This window comes from Microbispora sp. NBRC 16548 (assembly GCF_030268985.1).
Lineage (GTDB): Bacteria > Actinomycetota > Actinomycetes > Streptosporangiales > Streptosporangiaceae > Microbispora > Microbispora catharanthi.
On record NZ_BSSF01000001.1, the window covers coordinates 520,837 to 546,240 of the forward strand.

Annotated in this window: 14 protein-coding genes; 7 read left to right on the top strand and 7 right to left on the bottom strand. The window is 71.4% G+C overall.

The annotated features are described in order from the left end of the window. The first annotated feature begins 5 nt into the window (after window positions 1-5). The 4 genes from QSK36_RS02380 (at window position 6) to QSK36_RS02395 (ending at window position 13,441) form a co-directional block, all read left to right on the top strand. A complete protein-coding gene (locus QSK36_RS02380; RefSeq protein WP_285781167.1) occupies window positions 6-6,980 on the top strand; it encodes a polymorphic toxin-type HINT domain-containing protein in 6,975 nt (2,324 codons plus the stop codon). Window positions 6,981-7,047: 67 nt separating this feature from the next. After that, complete coding sequence (locus QSK36_RS02385) at window positions 7,048-7,548, top strand: hypothetical protein (protein ID WP_285781168.1); 501 nt, start codon at window positions 7,048-7,050, stop codon at window positions 7,546-7,548. 118 nt (window positions 7,549-7,666) lie between these two features. After that, window positions 7,667-10,528 carry an AfsR/SARP family transcriptional regulator gene (locus QSK36_RS02390; RefSeq protein WP_285781169.1) on the top strand — a complete coding sequence of 954 codons (2,862 nt, stop codon included), beginning with the start codon at window positions 7,667-7,669 and terminating at the stop codon, window positions 10,526-10,528. 732 nt (window positions 10,529-11,260) lie between these two features. Continuing rightward, window positions 11,261-13,441, top strand: a complete 2,181-nt coding sequence (locus QSK36_RS02395; RefSeq protein WP_285781170.1) for an alpha/beta hydrolase — start codon at window positions 11,261-11,263, stop codon at window positions 13,439-13,441. A 67-nt stretch (window positions 13,442-13,508) separates the two neighbouring features. Here the strand turns inward: QSK36_RS02395 and QSK36_RS02400 are convergent, their stop codons facing one another. Continuing rightward, a complete protein-coding gene (locus tag QSK36_RS02400) occupies window positions 13,509-13,877 on the bottom strand; it encodes a MerR family transcriptional regulator (protein ID WP_183536316.1) in 369 nt (122 codons plus the stop codon). Between the two features lie 127 nt (window positions 13,878-14,004). On the opposite strand from QSK36_RS02400, the gene QSK36_RS02405 reads away from it, so the two are divergent. Together QSK36_RS02405 and QSK36_RS02410 are read left to right on the top strand one after the other, a co-directional pair. Beyond that, window positions 14,005-15,078, top strand: coding sequence for an alkene reductase (locus QSK36_RS02405; protein WP_285781171.1), 1,074 nt, complete (start codon window positions 14,005-14,007; stop codon window positions 15,076-15,078). A gap of 183 nt (window positions 15,079-15,261) precedes the next feature. Next, complete coding sequence (locus tag QSK36_RS02410; RefSeq protein ID WP_285781172.1) at window positions 15,262-16,071, top strand: permease-like cell division protein FtsX; 810 nt, start codon at window positions 15,262-15,264, stop codon at window positions 16,069-16,071. Between the two features lie 243 nt (window positions 16,072-16,314). Here QSK36_RS02410 and QSK36_RS02415 read toward each other — a convergent pair whose 3' ends face one another. The 4 genes from QSK36_RS02415 to QSK36_RS02430 all read right to left on the bottom strand — a co-directional run bounded on the left by QSK36_RS02415 (window position 16,315) and on the right by QSK36_RS02430 (window position 20,415). After that, entirely contained in the window at window positions 16,315-16,497 is a 183-nt protein-coding gene (locus QSK36_RS02415; protein WP_285781173.1) for a hypothetical protein, read from the bottom strand. Then, complete coding sequence (locus QSK36_RS02420; protein WP_183536323.1) at window positions 16,498-16,830, bottom strand: DUF6247 family protein; 333 nt, start codon at window positions 16,828-16,830, stop codon at window positions 16,498-16,500. Between the two features lie 298 nt (window positions 16,831-17,128). After that, complete coding sequence (locus QSK36_RS02425; protein WP_285781174.1) at window positions 17,129-19,234, bottom strand: 3-hydroxyacyl-CoA dehydrogenase NAD-binding domain-containing protein; 2,106 nt, start codon at window positions 19,232-19,234, stop codon at window positions 17,129-17,131. Next, window positions 19,231-20,415 carry a thiolase family protein gene (locus QSK36_RS02430; protein ID WP_183536327.1) on the bottom strand — a complete coding sequence of 395 codons (1,185 nt, stop codon included), beginning with the start codon at window positions 20,413-20,415 and terminating at the stop codon, window positions 19,231-19,233. The genes QSK36_RS02425 and QSK36_RS02430 overlap by 4 nt, the downstream gene beginning before the upstream one ends. 238 nt (window positions 20,416-20,653) lie before the next feature. Here QSK36_RS02430 and QSK36_RS02435 point away from each other — a divergent pair, with 238 nt between their 5' ends. Continuing rightward, window positions 20,654-23,077 carry an alpha/beta hydrolase gene (locus QSK36_RS02435; RefSeq protein ID WP_285781175.1) on the top strand — a complete coding sequence of 808 codons (2,424 nt, stop codon included), beginning with the start codon at window positions 20,654-20,656 and terminating at the stop codon, window positions 23,075-23,077. A 293-nt stretch (window positions 23,078-23,370) separates the two neighbouring features. On the opposite strand, the gene QSK36_RS02440 is transcribed toward QSK36_RS02435, so the two are convergent. Both QSK36_RS02440 and QSK36_RS02445 read right to left on the bottom strand, forming a co-directional pair. Next, window positions 23,371-24,594, bottom strand: a complete 1,224-nt coding sequence (locus QSK36_RS02440) for an HRDC domain-containing protein (RefSeq protein WP_183536331.1) — start codon at window positions 24,592-24,594, stop codon at window positions 23,371-23,373. Window positions 24,595-24,597: 3 nt separating this feature from the next. Then, entirely contained in the window at window positions 24,598-25,194 is a 597-nt protein-coding gene (locus QSK36_RS02445) for a DUF3000 domain-containing protein (protein WP_139574684.1), read from the bottom strand. Between the last annotated feature and the right edge of the window lie 210 nt (window positions 25,195-25,404).

Consider the following 25,404-nt stretch of genomic DNA (forward strand, 5'->3'; position numbering starts at 1 on the left):
TAGTCGTGCTCGCTTCATGGCGAGGCTGGGCCGGGGTCGCCGGAATGCTGGCGGTCGTGGTGCCGGCCGCTCTGGCCGTACCCGTCACGGAGGCGCGGGCGTCGGGCGACCCGGGCTGGCACGAGGCGCAGGACCAGCGTCCCGTGCCCGGCCACGAGAGCCGCACGCGGGCCGCCGTGCCGGACCCCGGGGCCCGGTTCGACCTCAGGGGCGCCCCCGCGGTGACCTGGCCGCAGGCCGGCGCCGCGGTGGTCTCCCTCGGCTCCCCGGCCGGGGACAAGGCGGCCGCCACGGCGCCCGCGGGCGCGGGGGCGGGCATGGCGCGGGCCGGCCTGCTGCCGGTGTGGATCGGCCCGGCGGGCGCGGCGAAACCCGGCACGGCGACGCCGTCCTCCGGCGCCTCGGCGGCGGCCGTACAGGTGCGGGTGCTCGACAGACCCACGGCTGAGCGGTCGCACGTCACCGGCCTGGGCCTGCAGCTGACCCCGCAGGCGGGAGGCGCGGCACGGCGGGTCGCGGTCGAGGTGGACTATTCCGGATTCCGGTACGCCTACGGCGGCGACTGGGCGTCCCGGCTGCGCCTGGTACGCCTGCCGGACTGCGCGGCCGCCACCCCCGATCGGCCCGGCTGCCAGACGCGTACGCCGCTGCCCACGCGTAACGATGTCACGACCGGCCGGCTGACCGCCGACGTGGATCTCGCCGCCGCGACGACGATGACGCTGGCGGCGGAGGCCGCGCCCTCGGGGTCGGCGGGCAGCTACGAGGCGACCTCGCTGTCGCCGTCCGCGACGTGGAGCGTGAGCAACCAGACCGGCGCGTTCTCCTGGGCGTATCCGCTCCGGCTGCCGCCGGTGCCCGGCGGTCCGACGCCGAACGTCGGGTTCGCCTACTCCTCCGGCAGCGTGGACGGCCGCACGGTCGCCACCAACAACCAGGCCTCCTGGATCGGCGAGGGCTTCGACTACTGGCCCGGGTTCATCGAGCGCAGATACAAGGCATGCGCCGACGACGGCGTCACGCCCAAGCGCAACGACCAGTGCTGGGGCAACTCGAACGCGACGCTGTCGCTGAACGGGCAGGCCACCGAGCTGGTGCTGGACGACGCGACCGGCACCTGGCAGCCGAAGGACGACGACGGCGCGAAGATCGAGAAGCTGTCCGGCGCCGGCAACGGCGACTTCGACGGCGACTACTGGCGCGTCACCAGCCCCGACGGCACCCAGTACTACTTCGGCCGCAACCACCTGCCCGGCTGGGCCGACGGCAGGGCGGAGACGAACTCCACCTGGACGGTGCCGGTCTTCGGCGACGACGAGGGGGAGCCATGCCACAAGAGCGCCTTCTCCGACTCCTGGTGCCGGCGTGCCTGGCGGTGGAACCTCGACTACGTCGTCGACCCGCACGGCACGGTCAGCACCTTCTGGTACGGCAAGGAGACCAACTACTACCGCCGTGACGTCACCACGCTGACCGACGGCGTCCCCAACGGCACCCCGACCTCGTACGACCGGGGCGGTTACCTCAAGCGCATCGACTACGGCCAGCGTTCGGACGCGATCTTCACCTCGTCCGCCCCGGCACGGGTCTCCTTCGACGTGAGGGAGCGGTGCATCCCGACGTCGAGTTTCGACTGCGCGGAGAGCAAGTTCACCAAGGACAACGCCAAGTACTGGCCCGACGTGCCGTACGACCAGAACTGCGACTCCGGTGAGAAGTGCATCGACAAGTACTCCCCGACGTTCTGGACCCGCAAGCGGCTGGCCGCCGTCACCACCCAGATGCTGTCGGGCGGTACATACAAGGACGTCGACACCTGGACTCTGGACCAGCAGATGCGCGCCCCCGGCGACGGCACGGCCGCCACGCTCTGGCTGGCGGGGATCACCCACACCGGCAAGGTCGGCGGCACGGCGTCGCTGCCGTCGGTGAGGTTCGCGGGCGTCCAGAAGGCCAACCGCGTCGACGCCCTCGAAGGACGCCCGCCGCTGACCAAGTGGCGGATCTCGGCGATCGACAACGAGACCGGCGGCTCCCTGTCCGTCGCGTACTCCGGCGAGGACTGCACGGCCGGCGACAAGCCGGACATCGGGACCAACACCCGGCGGTGCTACCCGCAGTACTGGTCGCCGGAGGGCGCGACCTCGCCCAAGCTCGACTGGTTCCACAAGTACGTCGTCACCCAGGTGCGGGAGATCGACCGTACGGGCGGCGCGCCCGACGAGGTGACGAGCTACGAGTACCTCGGCGGCGGCGCGTGGCACCACGATGACGACGACGGGCTGACCAAGGAGAAGTACAAGACCTGGTCGCAGTGGCGCGGCTACGGCAGGGTGCGGGTCACCCACGGCGAGGCGCCCGAGCAGCGCTCTCGGTCGGAGTACCTCTACTTCCGCGGCATGGATGGCGACGAGCTGCCCGGCGGGGGCACGCGGAACGTGAAGGTCACCGACTCGGCGGGCGCCGCGGTGGACGACGCCGACGCCCTGCAGGGACGGGTCCGCGAGGAGATCCACTTCGACGGTCCCGATGGCGCGGCGTTGACCGGCACCATCACCGGTTACTGGGTGAAGCGGACGGCCAAGCGAGTGCGGTCCTGGGGCACGACCACCGCGAGCATGGTGCGCGAGGACACCGAGCGCGCCCGCACCGCACTGGCCTCCGGGGGCTGGCGCCGCACCCTGACCGACACCGACTACAACGCCGACGGCCTGCCCACCCAGGTCGACGACCTCGGCGACGAGTCGACCGCGAGCGACGACCAGTGCATCCGCACGGAGTACGCGCGGGACGAATCCCGCTGGATGATCTCCTATGTCTCCCGAGTGGAGACCGTCACCAAGGCGTGCGACCTCACTCCGAAGCGGCCGGACGACGTGGCCTCCGACGTGCGCAAGTACTACGACGGAAAGGCGTTCGGCGCCGCGCCGTCCAAGGGCGACGTCACCAGGACCGAGAAGCTCGGCTCGTGGAACGGCGGCCCGCAGTACGTCACCGTCGGCACCACCGCGTTCGACGCGTACGGCCGGCCGCTGGTGGTGACCGACGCCTCGGGCGGCAAGACCACAACGGCCTACACCCCGGCGACCGGCCTGGTCACCGGCACCACGGTGACCAACGCGCTCGGGCATGTGGACAAGACCGAGGTCGAGCCGGCCTGGGGGCTCCCCACCGCCACGATCGACGTCAACGGCAAGCGCACCGACCTGTCGTACGACCCGCTGGGCCGGCTGGCCGGCGTGTGGCTGCCGGGGCGTGCCAAGGCGACGTACGCCTCGACGCCGAACATGAAGTTCGGATACGGGATCCGCACCGACGGGCCGACCACGGTGACCACCTCGACGCTCCGCAACGACGGGGCGACCTACACCACCGGCTACGCCCTCTACGACGGCCTCCTACGTCACCGGCAGACCCAGCAACCCGCCCCCGGCGGCGGCCGCGTGGTGAACGACACGCTGTACGACACGCGCGGCCTGGTCTACAAGACCAACCAGGACTACTACGTCGAGGGGGCCCCCGGCGCCACGCTGTGGACCCCCGCCAGCGACGACGACGTCCCCGGGCAGAGCGTCACCCTCTACAACGGCATGGAGTGGCCCACCGCGCAGATCTTCCGCAAACGCGGCAGCGAACAGTGGCGGACCACCGCCACGTACGGCGGCGATCGCATCAGCGTCGACCCGCCGGCCGGAGGCACTCCGACCACCAGCATCACCAACGCGCGGGGCGAGCTCGTCGAGTTCCGGGAGTACGGGAGCGACGGCCCGGCAGGGGACTACGACGCCACCACCTACACGTACACGCCCACCGGGCAGCCCGAGAGCATCAAGGACGCCGACGGCAACGCGTGGGCCTACCACTACGACCTGCGCGGCCGCATCGTCCAGCTCGACGACCCCGACAAGGGCACCGCGAAGCTGACCTACGACGACACGACCGACCGGCTGCTGACGACCACCGACGCCCGCGGCAGGAGCGTCTTCTTCACCTACGACGGGCTCGGCCGCAAGACCGCCGAGTACGAGGGCACCTCGGCGAGCGGCACCAAGCTCGCCGAATGGAAGTACGACACCCTGCTCGACGGCACAGTGGTCAAGGGCCAGCCGACCGCCTCCATCCGGTACGTCAGGAACGCCACGACCGGCGCCATGGACGCCTACACCACGGCCGTCACCGGCTTCGACGACGCCTACCGGACACTCGGCGCCCAGACCGTCATCCCGGCCTCCGAGGGCGCGCTGGCCGGCACCTACAAGATCAGCACCGACTACAACCTCGACGGCACCGTCCACCGCACGGTGCTGCCCGCGGCCGGTGGTCTGCTCGCCGAGACGATGCTGTACGGCTACGACGAGCTCGGCCACCCGACCACGACGCGCGGCCTGACCAACTACGTCACCTCCACCACCTACTCCAAGCTCGGCCAGGTGCTCGACATGACCATGAGCACCGGCCTGAAGCGGGTGAAGGAGACCAACTTCTACGAGGAGGGGACGGGCCGGCTCACCCGATCGCTCTTCGAACGGGAGACCTCCCCGATCTCGATCGCGGACACCAACTACTCGTACGACCCGTCGGGCAACATCACCAGGATCGCGGACACGCCATCCGGCCAGACGCCCGACGTGCAGTGCTTCCGGCAGGACCATCTGCAGCGCCTGACCGAGGCCTGGACCGCCACCGACGGCTGCGCTTCGGGGCCCTCGGCCGCCGTGATCGGCGGAGCCGCGCCCTACTGGCAGTCCTTCGGCTACGACAAGGTCGGCAACCGTACGAAGGAGGTCGACCACCAGGCGAGCGGCGACGTCACCAAGACCTACGCGTACGCCGGGGCCGGCAAGCCGCAGCCGCACACGCTGACCTCGGTCGCCTACCAGGGCGGCGACCGCGACGGGCAGATCGACGGCTACACCTACGACGCCGCCGGCAACACCACCGAGCGCGGCTCGGGCCGGGCGCTGGAGTGGGACGTCGAAGGGCACCTCGCCAAGTCCACCGATCCGTCCGGCGTCAGCACCTTCGTCTACGACGCCGGCGGCGAGCGCCTGATCCGCCGCGATCCCACCTCGACGACCCTCTACGTCGCGGGCATGGAGATCCGGCTGGACAAGACCACCGGGGCCAAGACCGCCACCCGCTACTACTCACACGGCGGCCAGGTCGTCGCCGCCCGCACCACAGGCAAGGCCCTCACCTGGCTCGCCGCCGACCATCACGGCACCACCGACGTCTCGGTGACCGACGACGACGCGCAGACACCCGTCCGCCGCCGCTTCACCCCGTTCGGGCAGCAGCGCGGCACGCCGCCGTCGTTCTGGCCGGGTCAACGGGGCTTCGTCGGCGGTGTCATAGACGAGGCCACCTCCCTCACCCACCTTGGCGCCCGCGAGTACGACGCCGAGACCGGCCGCTTCATCTCCGTCGACCCGGTGTTCGACGCATCGGACCCCCAGAGCTGGAACGGTTACGCCTACGCCGACAACAACCCGGTGAACGGGTCGGACCCGACGGGGCTGATGCTCGACGGCGGCGGCCAGTGCGGCGTCATCCCGTCGAATCCGTGCAATCCGCCTTCCGGTGGTCACGGCGGTGACCGTGACGGCGGTGGCGGCGGTCACCCGACGTACAACCCACCGCCTCCGCCGAGCAGCCCGCCGCACTGCGGGCGCTGGAACTTCGGCTGCAAGGCCAAGAACCTCTGGCACGAGCACAAGGCCACCATCGTCAACGTCGCCGTCTCGGTGACCGTGACCATCGGCTGCGAGGTGGCCACGGGAGGCGTCGGCAGCGTCGGCTGCGCCGCGGCGGGAGGAGCCGCCGGCAATCTCGCCGGATACCTCGTCTCGACGCCGCGTGACCAGTGGAGCATGGGCGGCGCGTTCAAGTCCGCGGCGGCCGGAGCCGTCGCCGGGGCGGCCGGCGGGGTGCTCGGCAAGGCGGCCGGGGCGGCGCTCGGCAAGCTGGCCACCACGGCGGCGGGCAAGGCCGTCGCCGGGGTCGTCGGCAAGGCCGCCAGCAGGGCGAGATCGGCACTGGGCAAGGTGGGCGGCGCCGCCGAGGACGCGGCCGCGGCGGGAGAAGGTGCGGCCGCGCGATCGGCCGGCAGGAGCGCGGCCCGCGGGAAGCCGCGCGCCTCGTCCGGAGCCCCTCGGGGCTGTAACAGCTTCGTCGCCGGCACTCTGGTCAAGCTCGCCGACGGCGCCACCAAGGCCATCGAGAAGGTCAAGCCCGGCGACAGGGTCCTCGCCACCGACCCGTCGACCGGCAGGACGGCGCCCAAGCTCGTCGTCGCGGCCTTCTCCGGCGTCGGCTATCTGGGCCTCGTCCAGATCACCGTCGACACCGACGGCGAGAAGGGCCACGACACCGGCGTCGTCATCGCCACCGAGCACCACCTGTTCTGGGACAGCCAGGACAAGGCGTGGGTCCGCGCCGACCGGCTGACGCCGGCCGACCGTCTCCGGACCCCGTCGGGCGCCACCGTCCAGGTCGTCGGCACCACCGCCGTCCCGGCCCACCCCACCGTCTACGACCTCACCGTCGCCGACACCCACACCTTCTACGTCCAGGCCGGCCCGGCTCCGGTCCTGGTCCACAACTGCCCCCCTGGCCTGCACACCGCCGGCGGACCTCGCGTACGCCCCCGCGACCCGGCCACGGGCAGGGGCGACATCACCGTCGACGATCAGGGCATGGTGCATCCGCCGAGCGCGGAGGACCTGGAGAACCTCAGCGTGGAGGGTCTGTCGACGTACGACACCGTGGAGAATCTCCGCGCTATCGGGTTGAGCGGTCAGGTGCGTCAGCCGACCAAGCCGCTGGCGGAAGGTCTGGGCGTCGTCTCGGACGGTGCCGGAGTGGGCGGGCCCATGCCAGAGGGGCATCACACCATCTATCCGACGGAGAGCATGCCCTTCGACGACTTCGTCGGACTCATCAAGAGCATGGACTGGCAGAACATCGGCGTTAAGCTCTAGGGCCCGTTCCGGTAGTCGGCAGCGTCCACTGACACGGCCCACGAGCCACACGCACAGCGGAGGATGAATGGGTCAGCAGGCCACCGATCGGCGTATGTGGGAGGCGATCATCGCAGCCGAGCAGCAGTCCGCCCGGCTGCGCGCCGACTTCTACCGCCACGCGGCGTCGAGGGCGGAGACGCTCTCGGCCGCGCTGAGGGGTTCCACCTGGGATCGCGGAGCGGCGCTCACATTCCTGCAGACGTTTCCCTCCGACGTCCCGGCTCTCCTGCGCCCGCTCGTGGAGTTGGCCCTGTCGCAGGCGTGGGCCCTGGACGCCAGGAGGGCGATCGCCCGGGGGAGGAGGGATCTCGTGCTGCCCAGACTGCGGGACATGGTGGTCGAACGACTTCCCACGGCGGATGCGGAGGACCTTCGCAGGATGGCCGAACTGCTCGGCAGCATCGAAGCCTGGCAGATCCTGCGGGTCCTGGTCCAGAACGCCGCCGGCAGCGATGATCCCGATGCCCGTGAAGTAGCCGAGGATTTCACCGGCCGCTACGGTCCGATGCTGGTGACAGGTGGTTGATCCGGGCGCGGTAGGTGACCCGGGAAGCCCGATCGAGTGAGGACCCACACCGTGATCTTGCTCTGAGTCAGGGCGATGCCTAGGATCTAGGCGTCCTGCGACTCAGGGTGGAGGCGGCGTGGATTACCGGCTCCTCGGTTCCGTCCGGGTCCGCGACGCGGACGGCCGGGAGATCCCGCTCGTCCGCCCCAAACATCGTCAGGCCGTCGTCGCCCTGCTCGTGAGCGCCAACAGGGCCGTCACGGCCGATCAGCTCGTGAGGCATCTGTGGGACGGCGCCGCGCCCCGTTCTGCCCGGGGCAACCTCAAGACCTACATCTCGGCCCTGCGCCGGCTGCTGTCGCCTGCGGATCCGGGGGCCGCACCGATCGAGACGGTGGGAGACGGCTACCGCCTCGACGTACGACCCGGCGAGCTCGACCTCCTCACGTTCAGGGACCTTGCTCGGCAGGGGCGTCGCACGCTGCAGGCAGGTGACGTACGGCGGGGGGAGGCCACGCTCCGGCGGGCCCTCCTGCTGTGGCGCGACGACCCCTTCCACGACGTGCCGCGCACCCTCGCGCTTGAAGAGATCGCGGCAGGGCTGCGGGAGGAGCGGCTGGGGGTCTTCGAAGACTGGGTCGACGCGCGGCTCGAACTCGGCCTGCACACGGAGGCGATCGGCCCGCTCCGGCAGTGCGTACGCGACAACCCCTTGCGTGAGCGCCCGTGGGGCCAGCTGATGCTGGCCCTGGCGCGTGACGGCCGGCGTGCGGAGGCGCTCGCGGCCTTCCACGAGCTCAGAACGCGCCTGGTCGGGGACCTCGGTGTGGAGCCGGGTCACCCCGTCCAGCGGCTCCACCAGCGAATCCTCGCCGGGAACGCTGAACTTCTCCTCGGCGCCCCCTCCCCGGATGCCGCGGGCGACGTCCCCAAGGCGTCCGACGGCGAGGCATCGGCGAGGCCTCCGGCGGTGCCGAGGCAGCTTCCCTCGGACGCGCCGCACTTCGTGGGCCGGGAGCGGGAGCTGAGCCGCCTCGAGACCTGGCTGAACCCGCCGGACGGGTCGCCGCCGACGCCGGTGGCGGCGATCTGCGGCCCGCCGGGTGCGGGCAAGTCCGCCCTGGCACTTCACGTGGCGCACCGGGCCGCGGCCCGCTTCCCCGACGGCCAGGTGTACGTCAACCTGCGCGGCGCGATGCCCGGGGTGCGGCGGCTGAACACGGGCGAGCTGATCGGCCGGCTCCTGCGGACGTTCGGCACGCCGGGGTCGGAGGTTCCCGCCGACGTCGACGAGGCCGCCTCGGCCCTGCGTACGATCCTCCACGACAGGCGAGTGCTCTTCCTTCTCGACGACGCCTCCTCGATCGAGCAGGTCGGTCCCCTCCTGCCGATGACGCCCGGCTCCACCGTCCTGCTCACGTCCCGCCAGAACCTGGCGCAGGCCGCTCCCGCCGCGCACGTCGACCTCGGCCCCATGACACGGGGCGAGGCCGTCGCCATGCTGGCCCGGCGGTTCCAGGCCGGCGGCATCGGGTTCTCGCAGCGAGCCGTCGAACGGCTGGCCGACCTCTGTGACGGGTTCCCCCTGGCTCTGCATGTCGCCGGCGCCCGGTTGGCGAGCCGCTCCGGCTGGTCGGCCGACATGCTCATCGAACGCCTGGAGGACGAGAGCAACAGGCTGGACGAGCTGCGCACCGGGGATGCCGGCGTGCGGAGCAGCATCGCGGTCAGCTACACGGCCCTGGCCGACTGCGGGCAGGCCCTCGACCGCGAGGCCGCCTGGGCCTTCCGCATGGTCGGGCTGCTGCGCGTGCCCGATCTCGGCCTGGAGGCGGTGGCCGTGCTGCTCGAACGGCCGCCGCGGGCCGCCGAGCAGGTCATCGAGAGGCTGTTCGACGCGCGGCTGGTGGAGAGCCCGACTCCGGGCCGCTACACGATGCACGACCTCATCAGGTTGTACGCGCAGGAGCGCGCACTGGACACCGAACCGCCGGACCGGCGGAAGGCCGCGCTCCGCCGCGTGCTCGGCTTCTTTCTCGCCACCACGAGCGCGGCCGTGCGCGTGATCGACCCGCACCGCCTGCATGCCGGCGTGCCGGAGGTGCCGCAGACGCCCAAGCCGCTGCACGATCGGGAAGAGGCGACCCGCTGGCTGGAACGGGAACGGCCCAACCTGATGACTATCGTCGGCCAGGCCTGGGACGCGGATGCCGCGACGGCCCGTCTCGCCGTCGGCCTGGCCCTCAGCCTGCAATGGCATCTCGCCGCGCAGGGATACCGTCACGAGATGCTCTGGCTCGGCACGAGGTCGCTGCAGACCGCGCGCCGGCTCGCGGACCGGGGGAGCGAGGCACAGGCGCTGGCGATGGTGGCGATGGCGCACCGCCTGCTCAACCACGACGCGGAAGAACTGAAGTGCCTCAACGAACTGCTGGATCTGTGCCGGGAGCTCGCAGACCCCCTCGGAGAACTGCGGGCGCTCGGCAACCTCGCCAGCGCCTGTCTCCTCCTGGAGCGTCCGGAGGAGGCGTTGCGGTACGCCGAGCGGCAGTTGACGATCAGTCGCCGGGTCGGGTCCTCTGTGGGCGAGCGCTATGCGCTGATGATGACGGGCGACGCGCGTCTGGTGCTCGGATCCCCCGCCGAGGCCGTCGCAACGCTGCGGCAGGCGCTGCGACGCGCCCGGGAGGCGGGTGACGCGATGCACGAGGCGATGACGCTCCGGCGTCTCGGGGAGGCGTACCTCGCGGCCGGGGACGCCGTCGCCGCCCGCGCGCATCTGCGGGACTCGCTGTCGAGCTTCGACGCCTGTGCGCAGGGGCCGCAGGAGCGTTCTCAGGCCCTTGTCGCGCTCGCCAGGTCGTCCCGGATGCTCGGCGACCTCGGCGAGGCGGCGAGGCACGTCGCGGAGTCGTTACGGATCGCCAGGGAGAGCGGCGACAGGCATGACGAGCGGCGCGCCCTCGCGGAGCAGGCCGAGATCCACGGCCACTGCTGACCGTTCCGGGGCCGTCCGAACTTTCCCGTCAGGAAGGGCGTTGATTTCCCCGAAGGAAGGCAGTCCGAATGGGAGGAAAGATGAACAGACACATGAAGCACCTCCTGGTCGCCGCGTTGATCGGAGCTGGGCTGGTTTCAGGGGTCCGCGTCGTTGCTCCGGCCCATCACGTCGAGGCGATCGTCCCGGCCCCCATCCCGGTGGGCAGCTGCTGCTGACCAGCCGGGGATCCGGAAAACAGCGGCCCCCGGCGATACGGCAGTAATGAGGACCGGTCAAGCACCGGCGACGGTTGCGCCGTAAACATTACGGGTTACGTTTCCGGTGGGGACAGGATTCACCGCCGGACGCGTCGCTCGCAGAAAACCGGCCGTCCGGCGCCAATCGCCGCCGGGCAGCGGACATTTACGGGGTCGCCCTTGCGTCCGGGGGGCCGGCGCCATATTCGCCGTGCTCCCCTGGACGTGACGTGCCCTCGAGCCGGCGCCGGCAGAGCCGCCCTGCCCTGGTCGGCATGCGCGATTCGGCGGCGTCCTTTCAGAGGCTTGTGTTTCCAAACTGTATCAATTACCTTGACTCGGTGGAATCGGGACTGATAGCGCTCGCGGCTAAAAGAGAGTGAATGCGCCCGTGACGGCGGAGGTCGGGACGCGGAATTCACGGCCGCATTCCACCGATGTGTCAGGTCGGTAGGTCGGACCGACCACTGTCGGCCATCAAGGGAGTTTCGGTATGACGTTGTTCCATCACGGCAGCCTGCGCCCCAAGGGCGTGCGCCGGCTCTCGGCGGTGATCGTCGCCGGAGTCATGGCGCTCGCGTCGGTTCTGGTCGCGCCGCGGCCGGCGGTGGCGGACACGCCGTGGCTGAGTGTCTCGGACGACGGCTACGTGTCGTTCACCGTCCCGGCGGCCTATATCGAGGCCAACATGGGCCAGGTGTCGCAGGTGATGGTCGAGGGCAACTTCGGCCCCTCCTCCGCCTGGGCGGAGTACGGCCTGACCCGCAGGGGCGACACCTGGTCGGGGGCCCTCGGCCCGCTCAAGCCGGGGCTGTACTCCTATCAGCTCACGGGCGACGACACCAAGAGTCTCAAGGATCCGACGAACGGCACCACCGTGGCGTCCAAGCCCCTGTGGAGCACCTTCCTCGTTTCGGGCGACTCGGCGCGTCTGCTGGCGGACGTGCCTGAGGGGCAGGGCGGCAAGGTCGAGACCCTGACCTACCGGACCAAGAAGGAGGAGCGGTCGGCTCTGGTCTGGACCCCGGCTGGGTATTCGGCCAGGGGCGGCAAGCCGTATCCGGTGCTGTTCCTGCAGTCAGGCACGGACAGGAGCGCCACCGACTGGTTCGACCTCGGCCGTGCCAGGCAGATCCTCGACAACCTGTCGGCTCAGGGCGCCATGGAGCCGATGGTGGTCGTGATCACCGACGGTCGCGGACCGGACGACGACAAGGACCTCAAGGACCTCCGTAAGGCGGTCGGGGACGCCTACCGCGTCCATCGCGACCGGGAGCATCAGGCGATCGCCGGTGTGTCCGAGGGTGGGTCGCAGGCGTTGCGCGCCGCGCTGACCGGCCCGGGCCAGTTCGCCTACGCCGGCTCGTTCTCGGGTCTTCTGACAAACGGCGTGGACCGGGTGAAGGCCAACGCGACCAACCGCAACCTCAAGCTGGTGCGTCTGTACACCGGGAACGTGACCGATCCCGCCTACAACGCGACCGTCCGCCTGACGAAGGCGCTGAAGCACGCCGGCGTCAGGTACGAGTTCGACGGGGTCAACCCCGACGCCGGGGCGAACTGGACCGCCTGGCAGGAGAACCTGATCGATTTCGTGCCCCGGCTGTTCCACAAGGTGGCGAATCACGGTCCGAGCGCCGGTCACGGGCAACTGAAGGGCGAGTTCACCCCGCCGCCGGCGGGTACCACCCCGACGCCGTTCGTGTCCGAGGGCGGCTTCGTCACCTTCGAGACCACGACGGACTTCAAGGACGCCAAGCACGTCACGGTGTGGGCGAACGACGCTCCCGGCGGGAGCTGGCTCCGCGTTCCGATGTCCCGTGACGGCGACCGGTGGCGGGTGACCGTGGGCCCGCTGGACCCGTGGTTCTACTACTACCAGTGGATCGTGGATCGGGTCTCGGTCAAGGACGCGTCGAACCCGACGAAGGTGACCTCCGAGCCGAACTGGAGCAGCTTCTTCATCCCGGGTGAGAGGTCGCGCCTGCTCTCGGACGTTCCCGCCGGCCAGGGGGGAAAGGTCGAGAGCCTGACCTACCGGAGCACCGTGGCGAATGCGGACCGGACCGCTTTGGTGTGGACCCCGCCCGGATACGACGCGAAGCGCGCGGAGCCGTATCCCGTCCTCTACCTCCAGCACGGGAGCGGTCAGAGCTACACGGACTGGGTCGAGATGGGCCGCGCCAAGCAGATCCTCGACCACGAGTCCCTGGACGGCAAGCTGGTGCCGATGGTGGTCGTGATGGGCAACGGCAACGTGTCCGACTTCAACAAGGAGCTGTTGGACAACATCGTTCCCGCGGCCCGCGCCCACTACAACGTCTCCAGCGACCCGTCGCGGCAGGCACTCGCGGGCCTCTCGATGGGCGGTGTGCAGACGCTCGGGGTGCTCAAGGCGTACCCGGGGGAGTTCGCCTACGTCGCGGCGTTCTCCGCCTGGTTCGGCGACGGTACCGGCGTCGACGTGGCGGCGATCAACAAGGGGACCACGATGTTGCGCCTGTACGTCGGCGACCAGACCGACTTCGTGCAGCCGTTCTTCATGTCGTCGCTGACCACGATGAAGGATCTCGGTATCCGCTACGAGTTCGACGGGGTCACCCCCGGCCCGCACGGCTGGGACGTGTGGCAGAAGAACCTCATCGACCTGGCGCCGCGTCTGTTCAAGCGCTGACCGGCGGCTTCCGCGGCGCGGTCGCCCGGCAGCACGGGCGACCGCGCCGTCGTCGTCATGTCCAGGGTCAGCGAGGCGTCAGCTGGGCGCGGTGGGCGCGGTTGACGTCGATGAGCAGGTCGAGGGCCTCGCGGGCCCGCAGGAGCTCGTCGATGTGCCGGCTGATCCGGTCCCGCTCCTGGATCAGCCGTTCGAACGCCTCGTCGGAGTTCCGCTCGCTCGGCGAGTCGACACACGGAAGCACTTCGACGATCGTCCGGCTGGAGAGCCCGGCGGCGTACAGGCACTGGATGAGCCGTACGCGCTCGACCTCGCCGTCGGTGTAGTGGCGCTGGCCACTGGGGCTGCGCGTGCTGGTGAGCAGGCCCTGCTCCTCGTAGTAGCGCAGCGAACGGACGCTCACCCCCGCCTGCGACGCCAACTCGCCGATCCGCATCGCGCCTCCTGTCGGAAAACCTTGGCCCAAACGCTTGCCTCTGACGTCAATGTCAGGTCTTAGCGTAGTCGCGTGTCCAGCCGGCGGACGCGTCCTTCCGCAGGAACCCCCTGAAAGGCACTCAGGAATGACGACCCTTTTCGACCGCTACGAGCTCGGCGCGCTGACCCTGCCCAACCGCGTGGTGATGGCCCCGATGACCCGGGTCCGCGCGGCCGCGGGCGGCCTCGCGACACCGTCGATGGCGACCTACTACGCCCAGCGCGCCACCGCCGGGCTCATCGTGACAGAAGGAGTGCAGCCGAGCCTCGTCGGGCAGTCCAACCCGGGCACTCCGGGGTTGTACACCGACGAGCAGGTCGCGTCGTGGCGGCCGGTCACCGACGCGGTCCACACCAACGGCGGCCGCGTCTTCGCCCAGATCATGCACGGGGGCCGCGTCTCCCACCCCGACACCACGGGGATGCGGCCGGTGGGCCCCTCGGCCGTCCCCGCTCCCGGCGAGGTGTTCACCCCGTCGGGGCCCAAGCCGGCGCCCGTGCCGAGGGCACTGGAGACCGCCGAGGTGCCCGAGCAGGCCCTGTCCTACGCGCAGGCCGCTGTCCGGGCGGTCGACGCCGGCTTCGACGGCGTGGAACTGCACGGCGCGAACGGATACCTCATCGCCCAGTTCCTGTCGAGCACCGCCAACCTGCGCACCGACGCGTACGGCGGGTCGATCGCCAACCGGATCCGTTTCGCCGTGGAGGCGGTGTCGGCGACCGCCGAGGCGGTGGGAGGCGACCGGACGGGCATCCGGCTCTCGCCCGGTGCGGGCTTTTGGGGCGCGGAGGAGACCGACGTCCCCGACCTGTACGGCGCGCTGCTCGCCGAACTCGCCCCCCTGAACCTGGCGTACGTCCACATCGAGGCCACCACCGACGAGGACGTGCTCGTCGAACTGCGCAAGGCCTGGCCCGGCACGCTCATCGTCAACCCGGTCTTCCCGATGGGCCCCCGGCAGACGGACAAGGCGGCCGCCGATCACTGGCTGGGGCTCGGCGCCGACCTCATCAGCTTCGGCCGCGCCTTCATCGCCAATCCCGACCTCGTGGAGCGGCTGCGCCAGGGGCTTCCCATCGCGCCGCAGGACGAGTCCACCTGGTATCAGGGCGGCGACTCCGGCTACTTCACCTACCCCGCCTACCGGCACGCGGCCTGACCGCGTGCGGAAGCGCGGCGAGCCGCCGCGCCGAGAACCGGCGCGGCGGCTCAGCCCTCGGGGCCCGGTGTTCCGGTCTGGTGATCCGTGGGGTGGGTAAGAGCAAGGATCTTCGCCGGGAGGGTCGGAGGCCGCCCCCGATGCTGCTTGACCGCGTGGGGATCACTGGGCATATTCGCCGACATGTCTGATGGGACCGAGCCGAGATCCTCCCGGTCACGACTGTTGTGGATCGCGGGTCCGCTTGTCGTCGCCACGCTGATCGCCGCCGCCTGGGGGGTGCCCCGCCTGCTGGCCGGCTCGGCCGGGCCGCCCCAGGGGCCTCTCCCGCCGCCACCGGGCCCCTGGCCCACGACCGGCACGTTCGAGGTGGGCTTCGGTTCGTCGGCGACCGAGGCCGAGAAGAAGGCGGTCCTCGCCGCGGTCGAGGACCGCTCCGACGTACGCGAGGTCAGGTACCGCTCGGCCGAGCAGGACTGGAAGGAGTACCAGGAGTCCGGCAAACTCACCTGGATCAGAGATGGCGGACACGAGTTCGGCCGCGAAGACATGAGCGACACCGTCGTCGGCGTCCTGCTCGACCGGTCGAAGTCCGAAGAATTCTCCCGCGTGATCGAAGCGCTGCCAGGCGTGGACGGCGTCTACTCCCAGGGCGACGGCTTCTGGTACGGCAAGGCGCACGTGACGCTGCGCCTGTGCCTGCGTAAGCCGATGGAGGGAGCCGGTTGCCGTAAGCCCCTGACCACGGCACAGCAGAACGCGGTCGTCGAAGCCATCCGCGGCACGCCGGAGGTCGAGGCGTTCTACTTCGAGGATCCCGAGCACGCCACCAAGGACCTGCGGGCCCGCACCGACAGCGACTTCACGGCCGGGGTGTCCTACTACCACCTGAAGCTCAGGGACCCCGACGACGTCCCCGCCGTCATCGGTCGCTTCCGGGGCATGGAAGGTCTCTGGCAGGCCCGGCCGGTCGAGCGTTGTCTGCTGTGCTGAAGCAGGGCGGTGCCGGGCACCGCGTTTCCTCGGGCAGCTCGGAGATCCGCCACCTATGCACGAAGGCATGAAACGCACCCAGGTCAAGGTCGACCCTGCCCTCGTCGCCGCTGGACCTCGCCAGGAGAACATCGAGGCTCGCTTGCCGGTGAGGCGGGGTGATCAGTTCGGTGGCGGATAGCTATGGCCATTCGAGGCGAACAAGGTAGCTCTCACGCTGCTCCTCCAGGACGACGTTAGTGGCTAGGCCTCGTTCACCGGAGGGGTGGGTGAGCAGTTCGATCTCGGCTTGGCCCGGTTGTACGGTTCCCCGCTCCACGGAACGGTCTCCAGAAGCGTGAACAACTCCGCGAGCGGGCGCAGCGCTTCCTCAGGGAGCGCGGCGATTCGCTCTTCGGCTATCGGATCGATGACGAGCTTGTACACCTACACATCGATCCCGCGGGCGGCGAGAATCTCGCGCCACGGCTTCCCCTCGGATCGGGGTCCGCCGGCCAGGACATGTTCGGCCCGCTCGTGCATCTGCCGGCGGCCTTCAGGATCGCGTAGCGAGTCGCAGGCGGAGATCCACCACCGGTGTACGAACGCGTTCAGTGCACCCAGGTCCAGGCTGACCCTGACCTCGTCGAGTGCTGCCTTCAGCCCCGCGTCGAACGCCTCACGGTCCTGGGGGATGGTCAACGCGGCGCGTATGGCCCGCAGGTTCTTCTCCGGCAACGGCGTCTCTCCGGGCACGAAGTCGTGCGGCTGCGCTGTCATGTCCTGCTCCCTTCCTGCTCATAGAGATACTGAGGAGGGGTGACATCCTCGGCGTTCCAGGGCTTCAGAGCCCACCCGGGTCGCAGCTTCGGTAATGGGGAGCCGCCGCGCCGGATCGGCGCGGCGGCTCGGGTCGGGGCCCCTGTGGTGCGGAGCCCTGCTGTTCCGCGCGGCCCTGTGGATGGAGGGCCTGGTGGGTCCGCGGTCTCGTGGTTCGCGGGTCCGTGGCGGAAGGATCGGGCGGGCCCGCCCGGCGTGGGCCGTGTCAGCTCGGGCCGGGCGGCTCGTGTAGGAGAACTCAGGCCGGTACGGAGGCGACGCCGGGCTCCAGGAAGCGGGAGCCGGTGACCTCCTCGGAGATGCCCGTCCGGTCGAGGTAGGGCGTGATGCCGCCGGTGTGGAACGGCCAGCCCGCACCGAGGATCATGCACAGGTCGATGTCCTGCGGGGCCGAGACCACGCCCTCGTCGAGCATGAGCCTGATCTCTCGGGCGAGGGCCCGGAGCGCGCGCAGCCGCACATCGTCCGCCGTCGAGGGAGACGAGCCGCCCTCGAACAGCGCCCGCACCTCCGGGTCGATCTGGAAGTCCGGGCCGTAGAGGCCCGGCTTGCCCGCCGCGACCAGCTTGGCGAGGTTCTCCGAGACGCCGAACCGGTCCGGGAACGCCGCGTGCATCGTCTCGGCGACGTGCAGCGCGACGGCCGGGCCGACGAGCTGGAGCAGCGCGAACGGCGTCATCGGCAGGCCGAGCGAGTCGAGCGCGTGGTCGGCGACCTCCAGCGGGGTGCCCTCGTCGGCCGCCGCCGTGACCTCGCCCATGAACCTCGTCAGCAGCCGGTTGACGACGAACGCGGGCGCGTCCTTGACCAGCACGCACGACTTCTTCAGCGTCTTGCCGACCGCGAAGGCCGTGGCCAGCGTCGCGTCGTCGGTGGCGGCGCCCCGGACGATCTCCAGCAGCGGCAGCACCGCGACCGGGTTGAAGAAGTGGAAGCCCACCACCCGCTCCGGGTGCCGCAGGCCGGCCGCCATGTCGGTGACCGACAGCGAGGAGGTGTTGGTGGCGAGCACGCAGGTCTCGGAGACGACCTCCTCCACCTCGGCGAAGACCTTCTGCTTCACGCCGAGGTCCTCGAACACCGCCTCGATCACGAAGTCGGCGTCGGCGAAGGCGTCCTTGGTCAGCGACCCCGTCACCAGGCCCTTCAGCCGGTTGGCCTGGTCGGCGGAGATCCGGCCCTTGCCCAGCAGCTTGTCGACCTCGGCGTGCACGTAGCCGACGCCCTTGTCGAGCCGGGTCTGGTCGAGGTCGGTCAGCACGACCGGGACCTCCAGGCGGCGGGCGAACAGCAGCGCGAGCTGTGAGGCCATCAGCCCGGCGCCCACGACGCCGACCTTGGTGACCGGGCGGGCGAGTGACCTGTCCGGCGCGCCGGCCGGTCGCTTGGCCCGGCGCTGCACCAGGTCGAAGGCGTACAGCCCGGCCCGCAGCTCGTCGCTCATGAGCAGGTCGGCCAGCGCCTCGTCCTCCGCGGCGAAGCCCTCGTCGCGCGACGCCGTACGGGCCAGCGCCATGAGATCGAGCGCCCGGTAGGGCGCGGGGGAGGCCCCGCGCAGCTTGAGGTCCACGAGGGTCCTGGCCTGGTCGATCACCGGCGCCCAGTCTGCGGCGGTGTGGTCGGCCCGCTCGACGGTCACCTCGCCGCGCAGCACCTGGGCCGCCCACCGCAGCGACTCCTCGACGAAGTCGGCCGGCTCGAACATCGCGTCGGCGATCCCGAGGGCGTACGCGTCGCGGCCCTTGATCATGCGGTTCTGCGACAGCGGGTTCTCGACGATCAGCTTCAGTGCCTTCTCCGGACCGATCAGGCGGGGGAGAAGCTGGGTGCCGCCCCATCCGGGCACCAGGCCGAGGAAGCACTCGGGCGTCGCGACGGCCGGGACGCCCGACGACACGGTGCGGTAGGTGCAGTGCAGGGCGATCTCCAGCCCGCCGCCCATCGCCGCGCCGTTGACGAACGCGAACGACGGCACGTCCAGCTCGCCGAGGCGGCGGAACACGTGGTGCCCGAGCTGTCCGATGGCCAGCGCCTCCTCGCGGGAGGACACCGCCGCCGCGCCCTTGAGGTCGGCCCCGACGGCGAAGATGAACGGCTTGCCGACTACGCCGACGGCCGCGAGGCCGGAGCGTGCGGCGATCGCGTCGAGCGCGTCGTTCAGCGCGAGCAGGCCGTGCGGGCCGAAGGTGTTGGGCTTGGTGTGGTCGAGGCCGTTGTCGAGCGTGATCAGGGCCATCGTGCCCGCGCCGTACGGAAGCTCGACGTCGCGCACGAGCGCCTTGGTGACGACCTCGTCGGCGTTCTTGCCCTCCAGGAGGGCCTTCCAGGTCTCGATCGTGCTCATGCCAGGTTCTCCCAGATGACCGTGCCGCCCATGCCCATGCCGACGCACATCGTGGTGATCCCGTAGCGGACGTCGGGACGCTCGGCGAACGCGCGCGAGAGCTGGATCATCAGCCGGACGCCCGACGACGCGAGCGGGTGGCCGAACGCGATCGCGCCGCCGTACGGGTTGACGCGCGGGTCGTCGTCGGCGATGCCGAAGTGCTCGAGGAAGGCCAGCACCTGTACGGCGAACGCCTCGTTGATCTCGAACAGGCCGATGTCGTCGATGGACAGCCCGGCCAGGCGCAGCGCGCGCTCGGTGGAGGGGATCGGGCCGATGCCCATCACCTCGGGGTCCACACCGGCGAAGGCATAGGACACCAGGCGCATGCGCGGGGTCAGGCCCAGTTCCCCGGCCACGTCCTCGGCGGCCACGATGCAGCCGGTCGCGCCGTCGTTGATGCCGGAGGCGTTGCCCGCCGTGACCCGCCCGTGCGCGCGGAACGGCGTCTTGAGCGTGCGCAGGCCCTCCAGCGTCGTGCCGGGGCGCGGCGCCTCGTCCACGGTGGCCAGGCCCCAGCCCTCGGCGGCCTTGCGGGCGGCCACCGGCACCAGGTCGCGCTGGATCCTGCCGTCGGCGTACGCCTTGGCGACCTTCTCCTGGGAGGCGACGGCGAAGGCGTCGGCGCGCTCCTTGGTGATGGACGGGTAGCGGTCGTGCAGGTTCTCCGCGGTCATGCCCATGACCAGCGCCGAGCCGTCCACGAGCTGCTCGGACAGGAACCGGGGGTTGGGGTCCACCCCCTCGCCCATGGGGTGGCGGCCCATGTGCTCGACGCCGCCGGCGATGGCCACGTCGTACGCGCCGAAGGAGATGCCGCCCGCCACCGTGGTGACGGCGGTCATCGCGCCGGCGCACATGCGGTCGACGGCGTAGCCGGGGACGGACTTCGGCAGGCCGGCGAGCACCGCCGCGGACCTGCCGATGGTCAGGCCCTGGTCGCCGATCTGGGTGGTGGCCGCGATGGCCACCTCGTCCACCCGCTCCGGGGGGAGGCCGGGGTTGCGCCGCATCAGCTCGCGGATGACGCGGACTACCAGGTCGTCGGCACGCGTCTCGGCGTACAGGCCCTTCGGGCCCGACTTGCCGAAAGGCGTCCGAACGCCGTCGACGAAGACGACTTCACGGGACGCAGGCACGGGTTCGCTCCTACTTGTCGGTAGCTTCCGGTCCCCTATGCTACTGGTCAGTAACCGGTCCCGGGATCGGCGGGTCCGCCGCGCCTGTGAGTGATCGTTAACCGGTCGGAAACCGGCAGGAATCAGCGCATGTTGCCAGTGGCGATCTCATTCGGGGTGCAACCCCTCAAACCTCAAGAATCCCTCCTGTAGCTCTCGTGGGCGGCTTTCTTGGGGCATTGCACTCGAAAAGGAACCAATGCGCTCTCCTGTGCGCGCCTGGGCCAAGGCGCTCGCCGCGGCCGTCACGGCCGCGACCCTGTCCACCTCCCTCCTCACGGGATCCGCGCACGCCGCGCCGCCCGGCTCGCCCGGCTCGCCCGGCGAGGACGGCACCTGGACTGTCGAACCCGTCGGCGGCGGCCACCGGGTCACCCTCCACCTGAACAAGCCGCTGCCGGTCCGCGACGCCGTCCCCGAACTCGCGGCGGACGGCCGGTCGCTCGGCCCGGCCGAGGAGTCGCCCGACGGCATGACGCTGACCGTCGTCACCCCCGACCCCGCCGTCGCCACGGCGTCGTCCGTCGACGTGGCCTGGAACGGCGAGGTGCCCGAGGCCACCGCGGCGGCCGCCGGCAAGGCCGCGCCCACGCCCGCCGACCCGCCCGCCAAGACGCACGGCAAGCCGGCTCCCGTGCCCGTCGACCCCGCCGCGCCCGGTCCGTACGCCGTGACCCACGACGAGTACGACCTCGGCGACACCGCCATCACCCTGGAGGGGCTCGGCGGCCGTCAGGCCGAGATCCGGGCGAAGGTCTACCTGCCGGAAGGCGCCCGCGGCAGGCGCCCGCTGGTCGTCTTCCTGCACGGCCGCCACTCGGCCTGCTACGACCCCACGGCCTGGACGACGTCCAACACCCAGTGGCCCTGCCCGGCGGGGCAGCGGCCCATCGCCAGCTACCAGGGCTACGACGGCCCCGCCGACGTGCTCGCCGGCCACGGATACGTCGTCGTCTCGGTCAGCGCCAACGGCGTCAACGCCGCCGACAACCCCTACAGCGAGGACCGGGGCGCGCTGGCCCGGGGCGAGGTCGTCATGCGGCACCTCGACCTGCTCGCCGACGCCGACGAGGGCGTGGGCGACGCGAAGCTGGTGAGCCTGTTCAAGGGCCGCCTCGACATGTCCGACGTCGGCCTGATGGGCCACTCGCGCGGAGGCGAGGGCGTCGTCAAGGCCGCGCTGATGAACGCGGGCAGGGCCAGGCCCTACGGCATCAGGGCGGTGCTCCCGCTCGCCCCGACGGACTTCGCGCGGGCGACCCTGCCCGGCACGCCGATGGCCGTCATCCTGCCGTACTGCGACGGGGACGTCTCCAACCAGCAGGGCCAGCACTTCTACGACGACTCCCGGTACGCCGTGGACGGCGACCCGGCCTTCCGCTCCTCGCTGATGGTCATGGGTGCCGACCACAACTTCTTCAACACCGAGTGGACACCGGGCGTGGCGCACGCGCCCGCGTCCGACGACTGGTCGAACCGCAACGACCCCGTCTGCGGCGGCACCGCGCCGTCGCGGCTGACCGCCGCCGAGCAGTACGCGGTCGGCACCGCGTACATCGCGGGGTTCTTCCGCCTGGTCCAGGGCGGCGAGCAGGGCCTGCTGCCGCTGTTCGACGGCAGCGGCGGCACCACCGCCTCCGCCGGGCGGGCCGTCGTGCACGCGGTCGCCCAGGCGCCCGCGGGCAAGCGCCTCGACGTGGCCTCCTTCGCGTCGCTCGCGCCGTCCGCGCGGGTCTCCGGCTCGGCCGCCGCGTTCGTCTGCGCCGGGATGCTCGACCGCTCGCCGCAGAGCGGCCTGCCGTCGTGCGCCTCCACGCTGACCACCGCGCAGGCGCCGTCCTGGACGCCCGCGACGTACGCGACCAACGTCGCCTCGACACCGGTGCTGCGGTTCTCCTGGAGCGACCCCACGGGCACGGTGACGGTGCCGCTGGACACGCCGGACCAGAACGTCTCCCGCTACGACGCGCTCACCTTCCGCGCGGCGAGGGACGAGACGGCGACCGGCGACGTGGACCTCGCGGTCGAGATCGTCGACAGGCACGGCGCGTCCCGGACGGTCAAGGTGTCCGAGGTCGGCGACGCGCTCACGGCGTTCCCCGGCACGTCCTCGCCGCTGCCCAAGACCTGGCTGCGCACGGTCCGCGTCCCGCTGAGCTCGCTCACCGGCGTCAAGCCGCAGCAGATCAGCGAGATCCGGATCTCGGGTGCGAGCCGGAAGGGCGCGGTCTACCTCGCGGATCTCGCGTTCACCGCGACGGCCGCGGGTGAGGCCCGCACCGACAGGCTGCCGCAGGTGTCGGTGGAGGGCGCCACGGTGGACGAGGGCGACGGGCCGGGCACGGCCACGATGACGGTGCGGCTGTCGGAGAAGAGCGCCACGCCGGTGACGGTCCAGATCCAGACGATCGCGACCGGGGCCGCCCCGGTGATCGCCTCGGCGGCGCAGGAGGTCGTCATCCCGGCCAGGTCCCTGGAGGCGTCCTTCCGGGTGCCCGTCAACGGCGACACCGCGGTGGCGTCCGCGCCGCAGTCCTACCAGGTGGTCGCCTCGGCGCCGGTCAACGCGACGATCGGCCGCGGCTTCGCCCGGCTCGTGGTCAACGACGACGACGCGCGCTGAGCGAACAGGCTCCCGGGGGCGCGCCGGCGACGGCCGCGCGTCCGGGAGCCGCCACGTGTTCACGCCGGTTCGAGGTACTCCAGGCGGTTGCCGACGTTGTCGTGGGCGTAGAAGCGGCGGTGGCCGGGCCCCCGCGCGCGGCGAGCACGGGGGGCTCGCCGATCGCGGTCATCCCGAGCACGCCCACGTAGAAGGCGCGGCAGTCGTCCTCCGCCCCGGGCGGAACGGCGAGCTGGACGTGGTGCAGGCGGTGGCCGAAGGAAGACTCCACGTCCGGGCCGCAGCCCCGCATGTCACACCTCTCCTTTGATCTCCAGCCGCTCCAGTGCCTTGGCCAGCGGGTGGACGGTCAGGCCGATCTGCCACTCCCGCGCGCCCAGTGAGCGCAGCCGCGCCGCCACGGTCTCCTCGTTGATCGGCGCGGGCGGCTCCCAGGTCAGCCTGCGTACGGCGTCGGGCTGGAGCAGGTTCTCGGTCGGCATGCGGTGTTCGTCGGCGAGCGCGGCGACGACGGCCCGCGCCGCCGCGAGCCGCTTGGCGGCGGCCGGGTCGCGGTCGGCCCACCGGTTGGCCGGGGGAGGGCCGTCCCCGGGCCCCACGGGCTGCGGCAGCGCCGCCTCCGGCATCGTGCGGGCCCGGTTCACCGCCGCCAGCCAGTCGTTGAGGTGGCGGCGGGCGCTGCGGCCGACGAACGGGGTGATCTCGGTGAGGGCCTTGGTCGTGCGCGGCTGGTCGAGGGCGGCCTGCACGATCGCCGAGTCGGGCAGCACACGGCCCGGCGCGAGGTCGGCCTCCCGCGCGATCTCGTCGCGCAGCGTCCACAACTCCCGCACCACGCCGAGCCCGCGCAGCGTGCGCACCCGGTGGATGCCCGAGGTGCGCCGCCACGGGTCGGTACGCGGGGGATGGGCGGGAGCGGCCAGGATCGACGCGAACTCCTCCAGCGCCCACTCCAGCTTGCCGGTGGCGGCCAGCTCGTCGTGCAGGACGTCGCGGAGCTCGACCAGCACCTCCACGTCGAGCGCCGCGTAGCGCAGCCAGTCCTCGGGCAGCGGGCGGGCCGACCAGTCGGCCGCGGAGTGCCCCTTCTCCAGCCGCAGGCCGAGGACGAGCTCGACCATGGTCCCCAGCCCGACCCGCTCGTAGCCGAGCAGCCGCCCGGCCAGCTCGGTGTCGAACAGCCGCCGCGGGCGGAAGCCCAGCTCGGCCAGGCACGGCAGATCCTGGTTCGCGGCGTGCAGGACGATCTCGGTGTCGCGCACGGCCTCGTCCAGGGCCGACAGGTCGGGACACTTGACGGGGTCGATCAGCGCGGTGCCCGCACCGGCCCGGCGCAGCTGCACCAGGTAGGCGCGGCCGCTGTAGCGGTATCCGGAGGCACGCTCGGCGTCGACGGCCACCGGCCCCGTCCCACGGGCGAAGGCGTCCACGGCGGCCGCGAGCGCGGCGGAGTCCTCGATGACGGGCGGGATTCCCTCGCGCGGCTCCAACAGAGGCTGGACTACGGGTTCTGTCACGGGCTAAGGAACTTTCGGATCATCTCGGCGGGCGGGGCGCCGATGCAGCGTGGCGACGTCGGGCGGCAGCGGGGGGATGCCGGCGGCCAGGCACATGAGGTCGCACCAGGCGGCCGCGTGCGACGACAGGTCCTCGTCGAGCGGCGACCACGAGGCCCGCAGCTCGATCTCGGTGGTGACGGGGTCGTCCGCCTTGCCGCCGAATCCCTCCGAGACGGCGCGGGTGACCGTGCCGCCCACCGCGGCGTACCTCGCGCCGTGGGCGTCGAGCGCCTCGGTCAGCCAGCTCCAGGCCACCGGCCCCAGCAGCGGGTCTGTGGTCATCTCCGGCTCCATGTCGGCGCGTACGTAGGCGACGAGGCGGAACGGCCCCTCCCAGCCGCGCTGGCCCTCGGGGTCGAACAGCATGATCAGGCGGCCGACGGCGAGTTCGTCGTCGTCACGGTACACGGAGGCCCCGACCGCACCGGAATACGGCGCGAGCCGCTGGGGTGCGGGGATGTCCTCCAGCTCGATCTCCGGCCGTACCTCGGCGGGGCGCAGCGTCTCCAGCGCGCGCCGGAAGGCGGCGGGAGGCGCGGGCGGTTCACCGAGGGTCATGACGGAAGAGTAGGTCGGATTCGGGAGAGCGCGAAGCAGGGGGGTGGCTGTGGGGGGCATCGGAAGTCGTCAAACCGTCGCCGCCAGTCGAGCCGTCACCCGGTCGGCCGTCCGTGCCGGGGCGCGTCCGCGCGTGCGGGCGGGGCGCGCGGCGTCGCTGCCGGCACAGTGCTCAGTGCGGCGTTCGGGGGAACTCCACATCGAAGTCAT